The following is a 22,846-nucleotide window of genomic DNA, read 5'->3' on the forward strand; positions in this document are numbered from 1 at the left end:
CCTGTTTTTTAAAATTAAATCAAATTTCCCAAGAAATAATTACATACTCAATGACACTATGAAGGCGTTCTAATTAGTGTTAAAATGACGTTGATACATAGATTTAATACTTAGGAAAAGGAGCACATTAACTTTGAAAAAAATAAAAAAGGCAATCATTCCCGCTGCTGGTTTAGGGACTAGATTTTTACCAGCAACTAAAGCGATGCCAAAGGAAATGCTTCCTATCTTAGATAAACCCACAATACAATATATCGTTGAAGAAGCTGCAAGAGCTGGAATTGAAGATATTATTATAGTGACAGGTCGCCACAAACGCGCGATTGAAGATCATTTTGATAGTCAAAAAGAATTAGAAATGGTGTTAAAAGAAAAAGGTAAATCTGAATTACTAGAAAAAGTTCAGTATTCAACGGAACTTGCGAATATTTTTTATGTAAGACAGAAAGAACAAAAGGGTTTGGGGCATGCGATTAGTTCTGCGCGTCAATTTATCGGCAATGAACCATTTGCGGTGTTATTAGGTGACGATATTGTTGAATCTGAAGTACCAGCAGTGAAACAGTTGATTGACGTTTATGAAGAAACTGGGCACTCAGTTATAGGCGTCCAAGAAGTTCCAGAAGCAGATACTCATCGTTATGGAATTATTGATCCATTAACTAAAAACGGACGTCAGTATGAAGTGAAAAAGTTTGTGGAAAAGCCAGCACAAGGTACGGCACCATCAAACCTAGCTATTATGGGACGTTATGTATTAACGCCTGAAATTTTCGATTATTTAAAAACGCAAAAAGAAGGCGCAGGTAACGAAATTCAGTTAACAGATGCGATTGAACGTATGAATAATGATAACCAAGTGTATGCATATGACTTCGAAGGCGAACGTTATGACGTTGGAGAAAAATTAGGCTTCGTTAAAACTACCATAGAATATGCATTGAAAGATGACAGTATGCGAGAAGAATTAACACGATTTATTAAAGAATTAGGGTTATAACATTAAAAGCATGATACTCAATAAAATTGGAACACGAAATGGTGAACTAAATTGAATGAGTGTCATGCTTAATTTATGTGTTGTGATATATAGTAGGGTATTGAAATAATATAAAAACAAAAGAAAGTTAATTATGTATTTTTATTTATACTAAATTGAGAAGTATTATGATTGCTTATTTATTTTATCAAGAGGTAAATCTGTTTAAATTTAAAAGAAAAATTTTCTTGGTTTGAGAATCTTGGAAGTATCTGTGAATATGCTTTTAATAGTGTTATATTGTATTTTATTTATTTTGATTAACACAATCCTTTCATCTGCAAGGGATCGTTCTTTGATTAGCATACCTTTATTATTTAATCTATTAACTGACCTAACAATTTGAGGATACATAAATCTAATACTTTCAAACAAATCTTTTAAATTTAGTATCTCATTTTTTCGAGATGATATTACATATAAGATAGATAAATCAAGAAATGTTAAATTAAATCGATATTTTAAAAAATCTTTTGAGTACATAATGTTCATAAAAAGTATAAAAAATTCTTTGCTATATTTTGGAGCCCATTGATATTTTATGTAGTCTCTTTCCTTATTAAATCCTTTAATTATTTTATCTAACTCATTAATAACACAAGCAATCTTTTTACGTTGTATTGGAGTAACTGAAACAAAAATACGGCGTTCATCTGCTTCGTTTCTAGACTTATTTATAAATCCTTTTTTAGATAGTGACTTAATGTTCTTAACAACATCAGATTGTTTGTAAAGTATGTCACCAATGATTTCTTTTAGTGAAATACTGTGTTCATTTTTGTAATAAAAATATGCTAATATCAACAATTCTTTTAATGATAATTTATATTGTTGCTTTAACTCTTGAGTGAGAAAAAATATGTACGCTTCTACATTTATGAATTTATTGACCTTTTCGAAAGTTTGATAGTCCACCTTACATTCTCCTACTATTTTCTGATGTCCCAATACTTTATATTATTTAAAGTAATATAAAAGCAATCCCTTTTGAAGACATGTTAACCTAAATATTTTTATATATAATATATATAAAATATAAATAACTAAAAATCACGGAATAACAAATGACAAATTCATTTATTATCCAAAAACAAAAACAATTGAACAAAATCAAAATATAGTGTTATGATTCATTTGTGTTTATAGCTAGCACCACAAACTAAATATATTTGGAGTTATTACTAGTTAAAGACAAATATTATTTGACGTGACAATTAAAAGTAAGGGATGAAGACTTGATGAATGATTTGAAAAGCAAGAGCAATATTAAATTAATGAAAAGAGTATTAACTACATATGAGCTGCGTAAATATTTAAAAAAATATTTTTGTCTTACATTAGATAATTATTTAGTATTAGCATATTTAGATGTATTTAAAAATGATGAAGGTAAATATTTTATGAGAGACATTATAAGTTATATCGGTATAGACCAATCTAGAATTGTTAAAAGCGTAAAAGAATTATCAAAAAAGGGTTACTTGAATAAATGTAGAGACCCACATGATAGTAGAAATGTAATCATTGTTGTTTCTGTAAAACAACACAATTATATTAAAAATCTTTTGAGTGAAATAAATATTAATGAAACATAAAGTATGTTTCGAGATTTTAATATCTTGGTGCAGTTAAATGTATTTTTAAATGCGTTAAGGTATTTTTTATTTTAGAAATTCAATGCTATTGAGTTGATGGGTTTTTCCAACAGATAAGAATGAATTATTCATTGAAAACTAAAAATAATAATTTTATTTGTAGATTGTTTTAAGTGTGTCAATATATAAAATAATTTTATAAAGATAAGTGTTATATTCCATTGTGCAACTCCTATTGTATTTGTAAAATTACATGTAAATTCACTGTAAGTAAAGTGGAAAATATGGAAAAAGGAGTATGCAAATGAGAGATAAGAAAGGACCGGTAAATAAAAGAGTAGATTTTCTATCAAATAAATTGAATAAATATTCAATAAGAAAATTTACAGTTGGAACAGCATCTATTTTAATTGGCTCACTAATGTATTTGGGAACTCAACAAGAGGCAGAAGCAGCTGAAAACAATATTGAGAATCCAACTACATTAAAAGATAATGTCCAATCAAAAGAAGTGAAGATTGAAGAAGTAACAAACAAAGACACTGCACCACAGGGTGTAGAAGCTAAATCTGAAGTAACTTCAAACAAAGACACAATCGAACATGAACCATCAGTAAAAGCTGAAGATATATCAAAAAAGGAGGATACACCAAAAGAAGTAGCTGATGTTGCTGAAGTTCAGCCGAAATCGTCAGTCACTCATAACGCAGAGACACCTAAGGTTAGAAAAGCTCGTTCTGTTGATGAAGGCTCTTTTGATATTACAAGAGATTCTAAAAATGTAGTTGAATCTACCCCAATTACAATTCAAGGTAAAGAACATTTTGAAGGTTACGGAAGTGTTGATATACAAAAAAAACCAACAGATTTAGGGGTATCAGAGGTAACCAGGTTTAATGTTGGTAATGAAAGTAATGGTTTGATAGGAGCTTTACAATTAAAAAATAAAATAGATTTTAGTAAGGATTTCAATTTTAAAGTTAGAGTGGCAAATAACCATCAATCAAATACCACAGGTGCTGATGGTTGGGGGTTCTTATTTAGTAAAGGAAATGCAGAAGAATATTTAACTAATGGTGGAATCCTTGGGGATAAAGGTCTGGTAAATTCAGGCGGATTTAAAATTGATACTGGATACATTTATACAAGTTCCATGGACAAAACTGAAAAGCAAGCTGGACAAGGTTATAGAGGATACGGAGCTTTTGTGAAAAATGACAGTTCTGGTAATTCACAAATGGTTGGAGAAAATATTGATAAATCAAAAACTAATTTTTTAAACTATGCGGACAATTCAACTAATACATCAGATGGAAAGTTTCATGGGCAACGTTTAAATGATGTCATCTTAACTTATGTTGCTTCAACTGGTAAAATGAGAGCAGAATATGCTGGTAAAACTTGGGAGACTTCAATAACAGATTTAGGTTTATCTAAAAATCAGGCATATAATTTCTTAATTACATCTAGTCAAAGATGGGGCCTTAATCAAGGGATAAATGCAAATGGCTGGATGAGAACTGACTTGAAAGGTTCAGAGTTTACTTTTACACCAGAAGCGCCAAAAACAATAACAGAATTAGAAAAAAAAGTTGAAGAGATTCCATTCAAGAAAGAACGTAAATTTAATCCGGATTTAGCACCAGGGACAGAAAAAGTAACAAGAGAAGGACAAAAAGGTGAGAAGACAATAACGACACCAACACTAAAAAATCCATTAACTGGAGTAATTATTAGTAAAGGTGAACCAAAAGAAGAGATTACAAAAGATCCGATTAATGAATTAACAGAATACGGACCTGAAACAATAGCGCCAGGTCATCGAGACGAATTTGATCCGAAGTTACCAACAGGAGAGAAAGAGGAAGTTCCAGGTAAACCAGGAATTAAGAATCCAGAAACAGGAGACGTAGTTAGACCGCCGGTCGATAGCGTAACAAAATATGGACCTGTAAAAGGAGACTCGATTGTAGAAAAAGAAGAGATTCCATTCGAGAAAGAACGTAAATTTAATCCGGATTTAGCACCAGGGACAGAAAAAGTAACAAGAGAAGGACAAAAAGGTGAGAAGACAATAACGACGCCAACACTAAAAAATCCATTAACTGGAGAAATTATTAGTAAAGGTGAATCGAAAGAAGAAATCACAAAAGATCCGATTAATGAATTAACAGAATACGGACCAGAAACGATAACACCAGGTCATCGAGACGAATTTGATCCGAAGTTACCAACAGGAGAGAAAGAAGAAGTTCCAGGTAAACCAGGAATTAAGAATCCAGAAACAGGAGATGTAGTTAGACCACCGGTCGATAGCGTAACAAAATATGGACCTGTAAAAGGAGACTCGATTGTAGAAAAAGAAGAAATTCCATTCGAGAAAGAACGTAAATTTAATCCTGATTTAGCACCAGGGACAGAAAAAGTAACAAGAGAAGGACAAAAAGGTGAGAAGACAATAACGACACCGACACTAAAAAATCCATTAACTGGAGAAATTATTAGTAAAGGTGAATCGAAAGAAGAGATCACAAAAGATCCGATTAATGAATTAACAGAATACGGACCAGAAACGATAGCACCAGGTCATCGAGACGAATTTGATCCGAAGTTACCAATAGGAGAGAAAGAAGAAGTTCCAGGTAAACCAGGAATTAAGAATCCAGAAACAGGAGACGTAGTTAGACCACCGGTCGATAGCGTAACAAAATATGGACCTGTAAAAGGAGACTCGATTGTAGAAAAAGAAGAGATTCCATTCGAGAAAGAACGTAAATTTAATCCGGATTTAGCACCAGGGACAGAAAAAGTAACAAGAGAAGGACAAAAAGGTGAGAAGACAATAACGACACCAACACTAAAAAATCCATTAACTGGAGTAATTATTAGTAAAGGTGAACCAAAAGAAGAAATCACAAAAGATCCGATTAATGAATTAACAGAATACGGACCAGAAACGATAACACCAGGTCATCGAGACGAATTTGATCCGAAGTTACCAACAGGAGAGAAAGAAGAAGTTCCAGGTAAACCAGGAATTAAGAATCCAGAAACAGGAGACGTAGTTAGACCACCGGTCGATAGCGTAACAAAATATGGACCTGTAAAAGGAGACTCGATTGTAGAAAAAGAAGAAATTCCATTCAAGAAAGAACGTAAATTTAATCCTGATTTAGCACCAGGGACAGAAAAAGTAACAAGAGAAGGACAAAAAGGTGAGAAGACAATAATGACGCCAACACTAAAAAATCCATTAACTGGAGAAATTATTAGTAAAGGTGAATCGAAAGAAGAAATCACAAAAGATCCGATTAATGAATTAACAGAATACGGACCAGAAACGATAACACCAGGTCATCGAGACGAATTTGATCCGAAGTTACCAACAGGAGAGAAAGAGGAAGTTCCAGGTAAACCAGGAATTAAGAATCCAGAAACAGGAGACGTAGTTAGACCACCGGTCGATAGCGTAACAAAATATGGACCTGTAAAAGGAGACTCGATTGTAGAAAAAGAAGAAATTCCATTCAAGAAAGAACGTAAATTTAATCCTGATTTAGCACCAGGGACAGAAAAAGTAACAAGAGAAGGACAAAAAGGTGAGAAGACAATAACGACGCCAACACTAAAAAATCCATTAACTGGAGAAATTATTAGTAAAGGTGAATCGAAAGAAGAAATCACAAAAGATCCGATTAATGAATTAACAGAATACGGACCAGAAACGATAACACCAGGTCATCGAGACGAATTTGATCCGAAGTTACCAACAGGAGAGAAAGAGGAAGTTCCAGGTAAACCAGGAATTAAGAATCCAGAAACAGGAGATGTAGTTAGACCACCGGTCGATAGCGTAACAAAATATGGACCTGTAAAAGGAGACTCGATTGTAGAAAAAGAAGAAATTCCATTCGAGAAAGAACGTAAATTTAATCCTGATTTAGCACCAGGGACAGAAAAAGTAACAAGAGAAGGACAAAAAGGTGAGAAGACAATAACGACGCCAACACTAAAAAATCCATTAACTGGAGAAATTATTAGTAAAGGTGAATCGAAAGAAGAAATCACAAAAGATCCGATTAATGAATTAACAGAATACGGACCAGAAACGATAACACCAGGTCATCGAGACGAATTTGATCCGAAGTTACCAACAGGAGAGAAAGAGGAAGTTCCAGGTAAACCAGGAATTAAGAATCCAGAAACAGGAGATGTAGTTAGACCACCGGTCGATAGCGTAACAAAATATGGACCTGTAAAAGGAGACTCGATTGTAGAAAAAGAAGAAATTCCATTCGAGAAAGAACGTAAATTTAATCCTGATTTAGCACCAGGGACAGAAAAAGTAACAAGAGAAGGACAAAAAGGTGAGAAGACAATAACGACGCCAACACTAAAAAATCCATTAACTGGAGAAATTATTAGTAAAGGTGAATCGAAAGAAGAAATCACAAAAGATCCAGTTAATGAATTAACAGAATTCGGTGGCGAGAAAATACCGCAAGGTCATAAAGATATCTTTGATCCAAACTTACCAACAGATCAAACGGAAAAAGTACCAGGTAAACCAGGAATCAAGAATCCAGACACAGGAAAAGTGATCGAAGAGCCAGTGGATGATGTGATTAAACACGGACCAAAAACGGGTACACCAGAAACAAAAACAGTAGAGATACCGTTTGAAACAAAACGTGAGTTTAATCCAAAATTACAACCTGGTGAAGAGCGAGTGAAACAAGAAGGACAACCAGGAAGTAAGACAATCACAACACCAATCACAGTGAACCCATTAACAGGTGAAAAAGTTGGCGAGGGTCAACCAACAGAAGAGATCACAAAACAACCAGTAGATAAGATTGTAGAGTTCGGTGGAGAGAAACCAAAAGATCCAAAAGGACCTGAAAACCCAGAGAAGCCGAGCAGACCAACTCATCCAAGTGGCCCAGTAAATCCTAACAATCCAGGATTATCGAAAGACAGAGCAAAACCAAATGGCCCAGTTCATTCAATGGATAAAAATGATAAAGTTAAAAAATCTAAAATTGCTAAAGAATCAGTAGCTAATCAAGAGAAAAAACGAGCAGAATTACCAAAAACAGGTTTAGAAAGCACGCAAAAAGGTTTGATCTTTAGTAGTATAATTGGAATTGCTGGATTAATGTTATTGGCTCGTAGAAGAAAGAATTAAAATAATTCATAATTTAAATAATAGTTGATTTGCATTCACTATATTTAGTTTGTTAAAAACAACCTAGAATATGATGAGAATGATATACACCCCAAAAGTTGGATTGAAAGACCTAACTTTAAGGGGTGTATTTTTGTTATAAATTTGATTTTTTTGATAATATTTTCATATTTAATATAATCATAATTAGTAGAATATAACCTCTGAGTAGTCATTTTGGGGGTTATGTATGGTGTTTCAAGTAGTATGTATATTTCGAAATAATTGATATTTAACTGACTAAATTATATTAGAATTAATTGCGCTTTGGATAAAGAGAGTTTAGAAGAAGGTCTAAAAAGGCTGGTGGATGCATTCAATTATTTTTATGAGAGGTGATAAATATGTTGTATTTAGAAGTTTTGAAAAATAGAAACTTTACATATTTATTGATTGGTAATTTCTTACGTCGGAGTTGCTTTGTGCTGTTTTCGCTACAAATAATTTGGTTTACTGTTGAATTGACAAACCAATCATCTTTAAAATTATCAATGATGGTTATGAGTCAAACACTACCATTTATTATATTTGGTATTTTCGGTGGCGCATATTCTGATAAACATAATAAAAAGAAAATACTTTATCTATCTGATCTTATACTAAGTTTGATTATTATAATTATTCCTTTACTTGCAATAACATCAAATTTAAATTATCTGACGCTTCTAACCATATCTACAGCTATCACCATTATTAACTGCTATACGGATCCTGCGTTTAGGGCAATTCTTCCTGAAATTATTGATGAGGAGCATTTAGCAACAAGTAATGCGTTAATCGATAGTTTGCAAAGAGGCTCAAATATTATTTTACCTGCTTTAATTGGTGTCATTGTAATACTAGTTGGTAATGTTGGCGTCTTTTTTATTTGCAGTATATTGCTATTTTTAGGATTTATTTTTAATGCACTTTTAAAATATACAAATAACAACATGATTGATAGACACTCAAAAGAAGATTTTTCTGAAACTTGGGAATTCTTGAAACAATCTAAAGAAATTCCATTTATCATTATCATTCAATTTGCCTGCATATTGATTAATACTGGCCTTTGGCGTGTTGCATTACCATTGTTTATTTCCAATATATTAAAAGAGGGCGTTGGTGTATATGGACTAGCTACATCATGTTTAGGTATTGCGTCTTTACTAATGTCATTGATTATGGGTTTGCTGTCAGAAAAACGATTAATCTTTAAATTTAGTATTGGTGTTTTAGTTTGGGGAATTGGTTTATCGATTATTAATGTGTTTCCAAGTGTGGCGATATTGTATATAGGTGCAACATTAGTGGGACTTGGACAATCTATAGAGGGACTAACAAGATCAGTTGCCATTCAAATAAAAACGCCAAATCATTTGATGGGGAAAGTATTTAGTATCTCATCTACATCGAATTACGCAGCGGATACATTATCTTTAGGACTGATAAGTTTAATTATACCTTTACTAAGCTTAAGTAATATATTTATATCAGGAGGTGCAATTATTTCAATGCTTAGCTTATCGGGGTTAAAGTTTTTTAAGAAGTCTATGTAAACATAATAGAATTTTAATCAATGCTATTAAGGTGGGAATTGAAATGAAATATAAAATTAGTTTGGCTTATAATTTAGCAATTATAATAGGGTCGCTAATTATATTATGTATACTAATATCTAGAGGTCATGATATTTATGTAATCTTGATTCCAATTTTGACTGTTTTAGCTAGTTTAATCAATTTATTTTGTGATATTAAAAAGCATAAATGATTCTATATTAATGCAACTTTGTATTCGTACAAGGTTGTATTTTTTTCGCAAACAATTGCTTGCTGAAAGCGCACCATTAAATCTAACCAACACACTATCACAAACATTTATGGATATTTTGTAATTTTATAAAAGCACACATAGAATAATGCGATAAGTAATAATGCTATAGTTAAAAATAAGAATGCCAATACAATAAAATCATATTCAAAGCATAGAATTGAAGACATTAAAAATACTGCACTCAAACTGATACATAGCGCAAATATATATGCAATTTGGTTCTTGTGTTTATCTGCAATGGCCGTTTGATTTATATAAGAAATTAGTGTGAAATCTTTAGTTATTGCGACATAAATGCCTAATATAACCATACTGATACAGAACACGATAGAAACTACGATGTTGACGGTCATTGTTGCACCTTCCCGATAGAATATAATGTACTGTCTTTTAGTAATGGATGCGTTTCTTATATATGTATGTTTCTAAAAAACAGTACGTTTTTATCATTTTTTAATTTATTAGTTGAATGAATGGGGTTATGAAAAAGGAAGTTTTAATCTTTTGTCATGAAATAAATGGGATGAATATCACGACTAGAAGTAATGTTACGAACAGGAGCGTATAAATCTAGAGACGCTAAATTCGACATAGTATGTTGCTCAATTATGGCTGATGATGAATTTAAAGTATGTGCGTTGGAACTGTCGGATTTTTGTTCATAATGTTTTGCATATTGCGCCATGATGAATAGTGTAAAAATAAATAAAACAATAAGAGATATAATGCCCATAATCAAAAGTATTTGTTTAGAGCCTTTCATTATTTCACATCCTTTCTAAAATATATTTGTAACTAAATTTAAAATAGTTATTTTTGTAATTCTAAACCTTTTTCATCGCGAAAACAATTAAATAGGTCGCGGTATTAATTATTATATTATTACCGCTTAATATGAAAAATACATGAAAATTAATTTTCTAATATACTTTTGAAAAATTATTACAAATTAACCCCTTCAAAACGCGAAAACATAAGGATTCTAGTTTCAAAAGGGCTGATAAGCATAAAATGAAATGTAATATTTCGGTGTATAAAATTTTTAATTAGCTAAAAATCATCGCATTAATTTTTTGAGCTACATCATCAAAATTCGGACATTTTAACGACACATATAATTTAATTTTAGGTTCAGTACCAGAAGGACGTAAAGCGATAAATCCTTCGTCAAATAAGACACGAATAACATTTGATTTAGGAGAATTAATCTGCGACGTTGTGTCTTTATCCAAATGATAAACCTCGCTAGTTAAATAATCTTCAATTGCTTTCACTTTCAGTCCTTGAATCTCTTGCGGTGGATTTGAACGGAATTTGGTCATTATTGCATTAATTTTCTTTTTCCCTTCTAATCCTTCTAGCGTATGCGAGAATAATGTATCCTCATGTCTACCAACAGTTTGATAAATCTGTTTTAATTCATCTTTCAATGTTTTGCCATATAATTTTAACTCAGAAGCGTATTTTATAATGAGTGGCACAATTTGTACGGCATCTTTATCACGTACAAAAGGCTCTGATAGAAAACCGTAACTCTCTTCAAATGCGAAAATCATATTTTGATGATCATCCAGTTGTCTTATTTCCTGAGCAATAAATTTAAAGCCCGTCAGTACCTCTTTGTATTTAACATTATTATAGCGTGCTAATGACTTTGTTAACTCACTACTTACAATAGATTGAATCATTAAGCGGTGACGTAATTGAGACGTTTGTTGAATACGATAATTAAGTAACAGCGCACCAATTTGGTTGCCATTAAAATACGTGATATGACCATGTGCATCACGTTCAGCAATACCAAGTCGATCCGCATCAGGGTCAGTTGATATTAATAAGTTTGCATGACTTTTATTTGCAAGTTCGACTGCTTGATCAAAAGCGCGATGATCTTCAGGATTAGCACTTTGAACTGAGCTGAAATTCGGATCAGGTTTACATTGTGCTTCTACAAGATTAAATTGATTGAAATTCAAAGATTTTAATAATTCAGGTACAATCGGAACACTTGTACCATGCAAACTAGTGAACACAACTTGTAAATCAGATTTAGGAATATAGCCAATCATATTTTGAATGTGTTTCATATAGTCATCAGTTATAGATTTCGGAAATGGCTTGATATAAGATGTATTTTGTTTTGAAATAGGTATATCAATCTGTAATGGATCGCCAACTTCTTCGATATAACGACTTGCAAGCTCAGATGCATCAGTCGATAGTTGCGCGCCATCAGAACCATATACTTTAATGCCGTTATAGTCTTTCGGATTATGACTTGCTGTAATCATAATGCCAGCAGTAGTATTAAGACTGCGCACCGCGAACGATAATTCCGGTGTCGTTTTATATGTATCAGGTAAATAAACTGTTATTTGATTGTTTGCTAATACATTAGCAATAATTTGGGCGAATTCAGTTGAAAGATGTCTAATATCATAATGAATGACTATTGTTGGATTGTTTGTTTGGGCATTTAAATAACGCGCTAAACCTAATGCCAATTTTTCAATAGTAAACTTATTAAGTCGACCTTCACCAAGACCGAATTTTCCGCGTATACCCGCAGTACCAAACGTTAATTTACTTTCAAAACCTTCTCGCTGTTCAATGTCAGATTGCTGCTCATAAAAATGTTTAACTAAACTATCATTAGCTCGTTCTATCCATAATTCTTTATCCATTGTTGCTAAACATCCTTTCAAAATCTCAGTTAGACTTAATAAAACATGAAAACTAAAGCCCTTACATTTATGTAATGAATTATAAAGAAATACGCCCCAAAAGTAAAAAAACACAGCCCCAAGACAATACTTTTCACAAGTATTATATAATACTTGTGTATGAAAATGCATGGAGTAGATGTAAGAGTGATATATCATGCAGGAAATTGTAAAATATTAATTTTTAATATTGATTTATATATAGTTTTGTAATTTTTGATAGAATAACAATTAAGATGATTTTAAATTGAAGGGTGAGTCTTATGAAAAAAGTAATCAATGTAGTAGGAGCTATTATTTTTTCTGATAACAAAATTCTTTGTGCACAGAGAAGTGAAAAAATGAGTCTGCCTTTAATGTGGGAATTTCCTGGCGGTAAGGTTGAAAAGAATGAAACTGAAAAAGACGCTTTGATTAGAGAAATTAGAGAAGAAATGAAATGTGATTTAATTGTTGGAGACAAAGTTATAACTACAGAACATGAATATGATTTTGGAATTGTTAGGTTAACAACATACAAATGTACTTTAAACAAAGAGTTACCAACTCTAACTGAACATAAGAGTATTGAATGGTTGTCAATAAACGAACTTGATAAATTAAATTGGGCCCCAGCGGATATACCAGCCGTTAATAAAATTATGACTGAGGGATAATATGAGTAGATTACTAAATGATTTCAATCAATCTTTACATAAAGGGTTTATAGACAAACATATTTCTCATAAAGGGAATTATACACCGAAGCTTTTAGTAAATAATAAAAATGAAAAAGTTCTTTCAACAATTATAGATGAACTTCAAAAATGTGAAACGTTTTATTTTTCTGTGGCTTTTATAACAGAAAGCGGTTTAGCCAGCTTAAAGGCTCAACTATTAGATTTAAGCAATAAGGGTGTTAAAGGGAAAATATTAACATCTAATTACTTAGGGTTTAATAGTCCTAAAATGTATGGAGAATTACTTAAATTAAAAAATGTAGAGGTAAGATTAACTGATATTGCTGGATTCCATGCCAAAGGATATATTTTTGAGCATAAGGATTATAGTTCTATGGTAATAGGAAGCTCTAATTTAACATCTAATGCGTTAAAGGTTAATTATGAGCATAATGTTTTACTGTCTACTATGAAAAATGGCGATTTAGTTGATAGTGTAAAAAGTGAATTTGACTTGTTATGGCAAAAGAGTACCCCACTGACTGAGCAATGGATTAATTCATATAAAGAATCATTTGAGTACCGTTCCTTAGAAAAATTAGCGGAGGTTGAACAAACTCAAATGCTGCTAGCTGATAAGGTGAAAAAATCAGTGGAAATTGTACCCAATTTAATGCAAGCAGAAGCATTAAGGTCATTAAAAGCTATTAGGGATAAAGCCAAAGATAAGGCGTTAATAATATCTGCAACTGGTACAGGTAAAACGATTTTATGTGCATTAGATGTTAGAGAAGTAAACCCTAATAAATTTTTATTTATTGTTCATAATGAGGGGATTTTAAATAGAGCTAAGGAAGAATTTAAAAAAGTATTACCTATAAAAAATGATAGTGATTTTGGATTGTTGACAGGAAAACATAGAGATGTCGATGCCAAATATTTATTTGCAACCATTCAAACATTATCTAGAGATGATAATTTTAAGCAATTTGATGAAAATGAATTTGATTATATTGTTTTTGATGAAGCACATCGTTCTGCTGCATCTACTTATCAACGAGTATTTAACTACTTCAAACCTAAGTTCATGCTGGGAATGACTGCTACACCAGAAAGATCAGATGAATTAAGTATATTTGAACTGTTTGATTATAATATTGCATATGAAATAAGGTTACAAGCAGCATTAGAAAGTGATATTTTATGTCCATTTCATTATTTTGGTGTGACTGATTATGTACATCAAGGTATTAAAGAAGATGATGTAACTAAACTGAGATATTTAACTTCTGATGAAAGAGTTAATTATATTATTCAAAAGACAGATTACTATGGATATTCAGGTGAAATTTTACAAGGATTGATTTTTGTAAGTAGCAAAAAAGAAGCTTATGATTTAGCGGATAAACTAAGTTCAAAAGGGATTAAAAGTGTTGCTTTAACAGGAGATGATAGTGTTAATTATCGCCAAATTGTAATAGAAAAATTAAAAGAAGGTAAGATTAACTATATTATAACTGTAGATCTTTTTAACGAAGGTATTGATATTCCAGAAGTCAATCAAGTTGTAATGTTGAGACCAACAGAGTCTAGTATTATATTCATTCAGCAACTTGGTAGAGGATTAAGAAAAAGTTCAAATAAAGAGTATGTTACAGTAATTGATTTTATTGGTAATTATAAGACAAATTATTTAATTCCGATTGCGCTTTCTGGGGATCAATCGCAAAATAAAGATAATTATAAGAAGTTTTTAACGAATAACGATTCGATTAATGGAGTATCTACAATTAATTTTGAAGAAGTTGCTAAAAAACAGATTTACAATTCATTGGATGCAGTATCATTGAATCAAAATAAATTAATATTAAAAGCTTATGAAGAAGTTGAAAATAGATTGGGACACATGCCGTTACTAATGGACTTTATACAACAACATTCTATAGATCCAAGCGTTATATTTTCTAAATTTAGTAATTATTACGAGTTTTTAGTAAGGTATAAAAAAATAGATGCTTTATTGACGGAAAATGAATCTAAAAATCTGGTTTTCTTTTCAAGACAAATAGCACCTGGATTGAAAAGAATCGATAGTTTAGTTTTAGAAGAACTTTTAAAAAATGAATTAACATATGATGAATTAAAAAATAAAATGTTGAACGAAGTTAAGGATATAACAGAAGATGATATAGATACTTCATTAAGAATTTTAGATTTTTCATTTTACAACGCAGGAATTGAAAAAATCTATGGAAGTCCCATTATAGAATGTAATGAAAGAATGATAAGACTAAGCGATGCATTTACTAATGCTCTAAGTAATCAAACATTTAAAATATTTTTAGAAGATCTTATTGAATTATCAAAGTATAACAATGAAAAATACCAAAAAGGTAAAAATGGACTGATTTTATATAATAAATATTCAAGAGAAGATTTTAGCAAAATATTTAATTGGAATAAAAATGGTTCGTCTGTAATCATGGGATACATGATAAGAAGCCAAGAAATGCCAATATTTATCACTTATGATAAGCATGAGGATATAAGTGATAGCACAAAATATGAAGATGAATTTTTAAGTCAAGATGAATTAAAATGGTTTACTAAATCTAATAGAACGCTAAAATCAAAAGAAGTTCAGAAAATTTTGTCCCATAGAGCAAAAGGAATTAAAATGTATATTTTTGTACAGAAAAAAGATGATGATGGTATATATTTTTATTATTTAGGAACTGCTGGATATATAGAAGGTTCAGAGAAGCAAGATAAAATGCCGAATGGTTCAAACGTAGTAACGATGGATTTAGCACTCGATAAAGCTGTAAGAGATGATATATATCGCTATATAACAAATTAATGTAAACCGAAAAATGAATGTTAGTAAAGATGTATTTAAACATCAATTGTAATAAGTAAAGACATTGAAGTTTCAGTGTTATTATTTTAAATATAAGCGCAATTTATCTTAATTAATTAGTTGGTTAGGCCAATAAAAATTATAAAGATATTTGCGCTTTTTAAATAATTTGTGATGTTGATATGTGAAAAAATACAACTAACAATTAAAGTCTACGATGTTTCAATCATAAAATTCCCTCTAGTAATATTAATATTGGAATTTGAACTTAATTTTGCATCAAAAATAAATAATGGGGATGTGAAATAATGATTCACTCAAGAAAGCTGATACTCTGTTTATATTTAGTATTATTAGCTGTTTTTATTAGCGCGTGTGGTATGAAAGAAGAGAAACAAATCAAAGAAAGTTTCAATAAAACATTGAGCCTGTATCCAACTAAAAATCTTGAAGACTTTTATGATAAGGAAGGCTTTCGAGATCAAGAGTTTGAAAAAGGAGATAAAGGGACTTGGATTGTTGATTCTGAGATGGTAGTTGAGCTGAAGGATAAAAAAATGGAATCTAGAAGTATGGTGCTCTATATAAATCGTAATACTAGAACAACGAAAGGTAATTTTATTGTTAGAGAATTGTGGGAAGATAGTAAAGGGTATGCACAAAGTAAAGATACAAAATATCCAGTGAAAATGAAACATAATCGAATTATCCCAACCAAACCGATAGCTGATGATAAATTGAGAAAAGAAATCGAAAACTTTAAGTTTTTTGTACAATACGGTGACTTTAAAGATATTAATGATTATAAAGATGGTGACATATCATATAATCCCAATGTACCTAGTTATTCGGCCGAGTATCAATTGAGTAACAATGACTACAATGTTAAGCAACTTAGAAAGAGGTATGATATACCAACTAAGAAAGCACCTAAATTATTAATAAAAGGCGATGGTGATTTAAAAGGATCATCTATAGGACACAAAAATTTAGAATTTTCTTTTGTAACAAGTAAAGAAGAAAACATCTATTTTACGGATAGTATTAATTTCAAACCTACTGAATAGTGTTAATAGAAGATTGGAATGAAAATTCCATAAAGTGTTCAAAATGATTTTTCGCTTTAGATGTATAAATTAAAGATTGAGTGAGTATTAAAAATATAAGGTGGAGAAATGATGATTCATTCAAAAAAATTAACGCTCGGTATATGTTTGGTATTACTCATTATATTGATTGGAGGTTGTATCATTATGACAAAAATAAATAGTCGAAGCGCCCAAATTAAAGACACATTTAATCAAACATTAAAATTATATCCAACCAAAAATCTCGATGATTTTTACGATAAGGAAGGCTTTCGAGATCAAGAATTTGGCAAAGGAGACAAAGGTACTTGGATAATCAGCTCTGAAATGAATATTCAATTAAAGGGAGGAGCTTTAAAATCCAGAGAGATGGTACTTTACATCAATCGTAACACTAGAACAACTAAGGGATATTTTTTAGTAGGTGAGATAACTAAAGATAAAAAGGGATACGTCCATGATAAAGATAAAAAATATCCAGTCAAAATGGAACATAATCAAATTATCCCAACAAAACCTATAAAAGACGAGAAGTTAAAAAAAGAAATTGAAAACTTCAAGTTTTTTGTACAATATGGCAACTTTAAAGATTTTAAAGATGATAAAGATGGGGATATTTCATACAATCCAAACGTACCAAGTTATTCGGCAAAATATCAATTAAGTAATGATGATTATAATGTCCAACAATTAAGAAAAAGATATGATATACCAACGAAACAAGTACCAGAACTATTGTTGAAAGGTGATGGCGATTTAAAAGGTTCATCCATAGGCTCTAAAGACTTAGAATTTAACTTTGTAAGAAATAAAGAGGAAAACATCTATTTTACAGATTCGGTTGAATTTACTCCAAGTGAGGATACAAGTTATGAGTCAAACTGAATAGGGTTAATTGAAGTTTGGAGTTAAATTTTCATAATGCTCTAATTAGGTAAAAGATAATTCCTGGAATTAATTGTAAATCATACCAACTTTATCTTTTGATTTAATTGTTTTATAATTCTGATAAGAAGATTTGAAATACAAAATATTTACAATTAAATTCATTTGTTCAAAACAATTTTTCGTTTTATTTGTATAAATTAAAGATTGAGTCAGTATTAAAAATATAAGGTGGAGAAATGATGATTCATTCAAAAAGGTTAAAATTGTGTCTATGCCTGATAATACTATCTGTTTTTATAGGCGCTTGCGGAATGAAAAAAGAAGAAAGTAGTAAAGATAAACAAATTAAAGAAAACTTCAACAAAACGTTGAGCTTGTATCCAACCAAAAATATTGAAGACTTTTATGATAAGGAAGGTTTTCGAGATGAAGAGTTTGAAAAGGGTGACAAAGGCACTTGGATAATTCACTCTAAAATGATTATTGAGACAAATAATAGCAATATGGAATCTAGAGGAATGGTGCTCTATATAAATCGTAATACTAGAACAACGAAAGGTAATTTTGTTGTTAGAGAAATAACCGAGGATAGTAAAGGGTATTCACATAGTAAAGATACAAAATATCCAGTGAAAATGGAACATAATAGAATCATTCCAACCAAACCGATAGCTGATGATAAATTAAGAAAAGAAATTGAAGACTTTAAGTTTTTTGTACAATACGGTGACTTTAAAGATATTAATGATTATAAAGATGGGGACATTTCATATAATCCTAATGTTCCAAGTTATTCCGCAAAATATCAATTGAAAAACGATGACTACAATGTGAAGCAACTTCGAAAAAGATATAATATTCCAACCAACAAAGCTCCGAAATTATTAATAAAAGGTGATGGTGATTTAAAAGGCTCATCTGTAGGGTCAAAAAATCTAGAATTTACCTTTGTAGAAAATAAAGAAGAAAACATTTATTTTACAGATTCTGTACAATATACTCCAAGTGAGGATACAAGTTATGAGTCAAACTGAATATCAAATAAAACCTGGTAATATAACAAGTAACTCTGAAGAAACAAGTTCGATATCTAAAGTGAGCTGTGAAATATAGGTAGCCATTTCAAAAAATTTAAAGGTGAATTTGATAATGTAGCTCAAGGAGATTGGGTTAAAAAGGCGAAGAATGAACTGGATGATATTAGTAAGAAATTAAAAAATATTCAAAGAACGGAAGTTTAATATTCTAGCCGATTCCTGAAACTAAGACAGCTTGTGTTCATTCATGCCATTATCAATATAATCACTACAACAAAAAAGCTTCTAATGTGATACAGGAACCTCATATTCCGTATCATGTTAGAAGCTTTTAATGTCTAAAGAACATCTACATTTTATCATATTTTCTTACTTATTAAACTTTTATATAATTAAATATTTCTTAATTTTCCAAAATAGTGATAAATTTGTGAAATTCATCACAAACCTCTTTATTTATTTGGAAATTCATGTAATATTAGACTTGTAAGAAGTTAATAAATAGAGAGAGACGAGAGAGTTTATATAAATAATATATAAACATTGGAGTGATGATTATGAGAAAAGAGATTGAAGCGCTTATTTTCTCAGACGTAAGTAGCTATGATATTTACGTGAACACTGGTGTAAATCAAGGATTAATTGGAGACATCAAAGATGGTTACCTAACTATTGATTCTATGCCTTACATTGATGCTGAGCGTTTGTATCACTTTGCTATGGAACGTAAATCGTTAGTCACTAACTAGTTCTTATTGCCAATGATTACTATCCCTAGTCGGCGGCAATTGAAGTGTGATTGATGTAACTTGCCCTCGTTGGTGAGCAATTGAGGGCAGACCCCTTTAATTAAGTAAACCCTAACTCCCCACAAATCTGGAACGATACTAAAAGCCACGTCCTATATTGGATGTGGCTTTAGTCATGCTTATATTATTTTTAAAACGATTACCTACAAGATTTACATATAAAATTCTATCATGTCTGCTATATATAAACGAAATGATATTAGAATCCTTCATTTTCAACTTGTTTAAAATTACGTTTAATGCCGTTATAAGAATATACAACATTATATAATTTTACTTGGGCGTCATGGACACTTGAGAAGGGCATTCTTACATCGTCCATATTTTTAACTTCGTGTCGAAATGCTTTTTCAGCTTTTTGTCTTTCTGCAAGCGACATACTTAGCCATTCTTCTTTGCTAAATAAATCTTCGAATCGAAAATCAAATGCGGTTCTTTTACTTTCTGCTCTTAATGCTAAAACACGCTCATGATATGTCATGTTTTATTCCTCCCTCTAATCATTCAATCGAATGATAAATCACAGTATTAACTTTAGTACTAATATAATGTTTTTACAATAAAGAAGTGACGATTTTTCAACATTTTTAAAAATAAAAAATATAAGCAACGATCATTTGTATATTTCGAATAACTTAAAAATGTACTTTATCAGCGGAAATAAATCGAGTTAGTATAACCAGCATATGAATTGTGATACGCTTTTTAAAAGTAATATGTATTTATGATTTACCCTGAAAAAATAAAAAGAATCAAAGGAGTCGATCATTATGACAGTATTAACAGATAAAGTAGCAGTAGTTACAGGTGCAGGCAGTGGTATTGGAGAAGCAATTGCAACATTACTACATGAAGAGGGTGTGAAAGTCATCTTAGCCGGTAGAAATAAAGATAAACTGCAGAATGTGGCGAATCAATTAGCTCAAGATAGTGTGAAGGTAGTGCCAACAGATGTAACGAAAAAAGAAGAAGTCGATGAATTGATAAAAATTGCACAACAAACATTCGGTGGTTTGGATATTGTCATCAATAGTGCGGGGCAAATGTTGTCGTCTAAGATTACTGATTATCAAGTAGATGAGTGGGATAGTATGATTGATGTGAATATCAAAGGCACTTTATACACGACACAGGCTGCATTACCAACTATGTTAGAACAATCAAGTGGTCATCTTATTAACATTGCATCTATTTCTGGCTTTGAAGTAACGAAAAGCAGTACGATTTATAGTGCGACGAAAGCAGCAGTTCACACTATTACTCAAGGATTAGAAAAAGAGTTGGCAAAGACAGGTGTTAAAGTAACAAGCATTTCTCCAGGAATGGTAGATACAGCAATAACTGCCGCATACAATCCAACAGATCGTAAAAAACTTGAACCACAAGATATTGCAGAAGCAGTATTATATGCATTAACACAACCGAGTCACGTTAACGTGAATGAAATTACAGTGCGTCCTGTATAAAAATGTGTTTGAGGTGTGGGAGATAGACATTTAATGTAATAGCTATCGGTTTTGTTAATATTAGTAAGGCAATAATGATATAAAAGCATGATAGGCAATTATTCCTTGCACAATTTTCACTAACTGGTGATTTTAACAATCGAGTTAATGAATGGGGCGATGTTAGTGTTATGGTTTATAATCTGTAATGTTCATAATTATAGATTACAAAAATTTTTTCATTTTCCACCACATTTTAGGAGTTACTTTAATGAACAAAAAACATGTTTTTGTAATTATTGGTGTCATATTATGTATATGTATAGTTGCATCCGTCATTTATTTAAAAATGAAATATGACGAAAAAGAAAAACAAAAAGAAATTTATTACAAAGGACAACAAGAGCGCATTACACTTTATCTCAAGCATAATAGCAAAGAACCCAATACCATCAAAACAGTACATTTCACAAAATTGGAAACAAGTCCTATGGGCGATGCCGTAATTGAAGGATACATCAATGAAAACAAAAAAGCTGATTTTGTTGCATATGGGTCTCCAGAACATAATTATCAATTTGGTGGAGATATGATAGAAAGTGAAAAATTAAGTGAATTACTAAAACCAGCACAGGAATTAAAATCACCAGAAAAAATCAAAGAAGAATTAGACAAAAAAGAAGGCCACTAGGGTCTTCTTTATTTTTGATTTAATCTTCCAATAATCTATGTCATTGCTATCGAAGGTGTTTCGCAATTAATATAAATCACTTCATCATCACCAATACTTCCCCAGTTTTTTACAGTACATTAACACAAGTGAATCCCATTAATGTAAATGGAATAATAGTTTGGCCATTATAAGAACAATATATACCTAATAACAATGTCGATGACGTGGTTTATTGACATTATCAAATTTTCTCAAATGTGTGTGATTTTTTATAAAAAAGGGTAGAGCAAGGTATAATATCCTTTCAATCTGTTTTCATAATTTATATATTTTTTAAATATAAGCGCTAAATGTTTTAACTAAAGCATAGATTGACAAGATGTTATACAGAATTTCAAATTCTATCCAATATTGTTCGAAGTGTAGTATCACTGGATTGGTATTAAACAATGTAAAGGAGAGATTGCAAATGCCTTATAATTACAAGAAACAAAATGGAGAGTTAATGTCTGTAATGAGCCAAGGTGAAAAGTTTATTCATCAATCACCCGTTAATGATGAACTTAGTGCATTGATTAAGTTATTAATTTCAAAAATTAACGGTTGTCATTATTGTGTTGATATCCATAAAAAAGAATTAAAGGAATTGGGTGTAACACAAATGAAAATTGATGAAGTCTTGAGTTTTAGACATTTAGATTTATTTACTGATCAAGAAAAAGTGACGCTTGAATTTGCAGAAATGTTAAATTCAATCAAAGACTTTAAGAAGTTTGAAATTATTGACCGGCTAAAATCATTTTATGATGAAGAACAAATTATTGATCTTGTCTTTGTTGTAAACCAAATTAACGGTTGGAACAGATTAAATATTATTAGTGATAGACTATAATTGTTCATATAAATGCAGAGTTTCATCTCGAACGCTATATCATAACAAATCATGCCACTATACAGGTCAAATCTTGTATAGTGACATTTTAATTTA

The 22,846-nt window shown here is 31.0% G+C and carries 20 protein-coding genes; 14 read left to right on the forward strand and 6 right to left on the reverse strand.

Features of this window, described 5'->3' with window-relative positions:
• Positions 1-133 precede the first annotated feature (133 nt).
• The gene (galU, locus tag JQN76_RS04880; RefSeq protein WP_000721337.1) at positions 134-1,000 is read left to right on the forward strand and encodes a UTP--glucose-1-phosphate uridylyltransferase GalU; all 867 of its coding nucleotides are present in this window, start codon (positions 134-136) and stop codon (positions 998-1,000) included.
• Between the two features lie 210 nt (positions 1,001-1,210).
• Here the strand turns inward: galU and sarU are convergent, their stop codons facing one another.
• The gene (gene sarU, locus JQN76_RS04885) at positions 1,211-1,954 is read right to left on the reverse strand and encodes an HTH-type transcriptional regulator SarU (RefSeq protein WP_000386367.1); all 744 of its coding nucleotides are present in this window, start codon (positions 1,952-1,954) and stop codon (positions 1,211-1,213) included.
• Between the two features lie 323 nt (positions 1,955-2,277).
• Between sarU and sarT the strand changes: the two genes are divergently transcribed.
• From sarT to JQN76_RS04905, 4 genes are all read left to right on the forward strand, one after another.
• On the forward strand, positions 2,278-2,634 hold the full coding sequence (sarT, locus tag JQN76_RS04890; RefSeq protein WP_000998872.1) for an HTH-type transcriptional regulator SarT: 357 nt from the start codon (positions 2,278-2,280) through the stop codon (positions 2,632-2,634).
• A gap of 304 nt (positions 2,635-2,938) precedes the next feature.
• Positions 2,939-7,822 (forward strand): LPXTG-anchored surface protein SasG, encoded by a 4,884-nt coding sequence (gene sasG / locus JQN76_RS04895; protein ID WP_047210385.1) that lies wholly within the window; start codon positions 2,939-2,941, stop codon positions 7,820-7,822.
• 383 nt (positions 7,823-8,205) lie between these two features.
• Positions 8,206-9,399: an MFS transporter gene (locus JQN76_RS04900; RefSeq protein WP_000966098.1), complete on the forward strand. Its 1,194-nt coding sequence runs from the start codon at positions 8,206-8,208 to the stop codon at positions 9,397-9,399.
• Positions 9,400-9,409: 10 nt separating this feature from the next.
• Complete coding sequence (locus JQN76_RS04905) at positions 9,410-9,613, forward strand: hypothetical protein (RefSeq protein WP_072361956.1); 204 nt, start codon at positions 9,410-9,412, stop codon at positions 9,611-9,613.
• 107 nt (positions 9,614-9,720) lie between these two features.
• Here JQN76_RS04905 and JQN76_RS04910 read toward each other — a convergent pair whose 3' ends face one another.
• The 3 genes from JQN76_RS04910 to JQN76_RS04920 form a co-directional block, all read right to left on the reverse strand.
• Positions 9,721-10,029: a hypothetical protein gene (locus JQN76_RS04910; protein ID WP_000217722.1), complete on the reverse strand. Its 309-nt coding sequence runs from the start codon at positions 10,027-10,029 to the stop codon at positions 9,721-9,723.
• 143 nt (positions 10,030-10,172) lie between these two features.
• Positions 10,173-10,439, reverse strand: a complete 267-nt coding sequence (gene scrA / locus JQN76_RS04915) for a SaeRS system activator ScrA (protein WP_000678764.1) — start codon at positions 10,437-10,439, stop codon at positions 10,173-10,175.
• A 283-nt stretch (positions 10,440-10,722) separates the two neighbouring features.
• Positions 10,723-12,531 (reverse strand): phospho-sugar mutase, encoded by a 1,809-nt coding sequence (locus tag JQN76_RS04920; protein ID WP_076079486.1) that lies wholly within the window; start codon positions 12,529-12,531, stop codon positions 10,723-10,725.
• A 131-nt stretch (positions 12,532-12,662) separates the two neighbouring features.
• On the opposite strand from JQN76_RS04920, the gene JQN76_RS04925 reads away from it, so the two are divergent.
• From JQN76_RS04925 to JQN76_RS04955, 6 genes are all read left to right on the forward strand, one after another.
• A complete protein-coding gene (locus JQN76_RS04925; RefSeq protein ID WP_000755954.1) occupies positions 12,663-13,055 on the forward strand; it encodes a (deoxy)nucleoside triphosphate pyrophosphohydrolase in 393 nt (130 codons plus the stop codon).
• A gap of 1 nt (position 13,056) precedes the next feature.
• A complete protein-coding gene (locus JQN76_RS04930) occupies positions 13,057-15,918 on the forward strand; it encodes a DEAD/DEAH box helicase (RefSeq protein WP_000088720.1) in 2,862 nt (953 codons plus the stop codon).
• Between the two features lie 308 nt (positions 15,919-16,226).
• Entirely contained in the window at positions 16,227-16,985 is a 759-nt protein-coding gene (locus JQN76_RS04935) for a tandem-type lipoprotein (RefSeq protein ID WP_000581918.1), read from the forward strand.
• A 111-nt stretch (positions 16,986-17,096) separates the two neighbouring features.
• The gene (locus JQN76_RS04940) at positions 17,097-17,891 is read left to right on the forward strand and encodes a tandem-type lipoprotein (RefSeq protein ID WP_000581872.1); all 795 of its coding nucleotides are present in this window, start codon (positions 17,097-17,099) and stop codon (positions 17,889-17,891) included.
• A gap of 242 nt (positions 17,892-18,133) precedes the next feature.
• Entirely contained in the window at positions 18,134-18,928 is a 795-nt protein-coding gene (locus JQN76_RS04945) for a tandem-type lipoprotein (protein ID WP_000581904.1), read from the forward strand.
• A gap of 560 nt (positions 18,929-19,488) precedes the next feature.
• Positions 19,489-19,680, forward strand: coding sequence for a hypothetical protein (locus JQN76_RS04955; RefSeq protein WP_001224379.1), 192 nt, complete (start codon positions 19,489-19,491; stop codon positions 19,678-19,680).
• A gap of 138 nt (positions 19,681-19,818) precedes the next feature.
• Here JQN76_RS04955 and JQN76_RS04960 read toward each other — a convergent pair whose 3' ends face one another.
• The gene (locus JQN76_RS04960) at positions 19,819-20,004 is read right to left on the reverse strand and encodes a hypothetical protein (RefSeq protein WP_001791851.1); all 186 of its coding nucleotides are present in this window, start codon (positions 20,002-20,004) and stop codon (positions 19,819-19,821) included.
• Complete coding sequence (locus tag JQN76_RS04965; RefSeq protein WP_000220938.1) at positions 19,940-20,221, reverse strand: single-stranded DNA-binding protein; 282 nt, start codon at positions 20,219-20,221, stop codon at positions 19,940-19,942. Before JQN76_RS04965 ends, JQN76_RS04960 begins: the two co-directional genes overlap by 65 nt.
• 289 nt (positions 20,222-20,510) lie before the next feature.
• Between JQN76_RS04965 and JQN76_RS04970 the strand changes: the two genes are divergently transcribed.
• From JQN76_RS04970 to JQN76_RS04980, 3 genes are all read left to right on the forward strand, one after another.
• The gene (locus tag JQN76_RS04970; RefSeq protein WP_000217471.1) at positions 20,511-21,206 is read left to right on the forward strand and encodes an SDR family oxidoreductase; all 696 of its coding nucleotides are present in this window, start codon (positions 20,511-20,513) and stop codon (positions 21,204-21,206) included.
• A gap of 250 nt (positions 21,207-21,456) precedes the next feature.
• Positions 21,457-21,876: a DUF1433 domain-containing protein gene (locus tag JQN76_RS04975; RefSeq protein WP_001034764.1), complete on the forward strand. Its 420-nt coding sequence runs from the start codon at positions 21,457-21,459 to the stop codon at positions 21,874-21,876.
• A 451-nt stretch (positions 21,877-22,327) separates the two neighbouring features.
• On the forward strand, positions 22,328-22,750 hold the full coding sequence (locus JQN76_RS04980; protein ID WP_001146763.1) for a carboxymuconolactone decarboxylase family protein: 423 nt from the start codon (positions 22,328-22,330) through the stop codon (positions 22,748-22,750).
• Positions 22,751-22,846: the final 96 nt, after the last annotated feature.

This window comes from Staphylococcus sp. SM3655 (assembly GCF_016917315.1).
GTDB classification, from domain to species: domain Bacteria; phylum Bacillota; class Bacilli; order Staphylococcales; family Staphylococcaceae; genus Staphylococcus; species Staphylococcus aureus.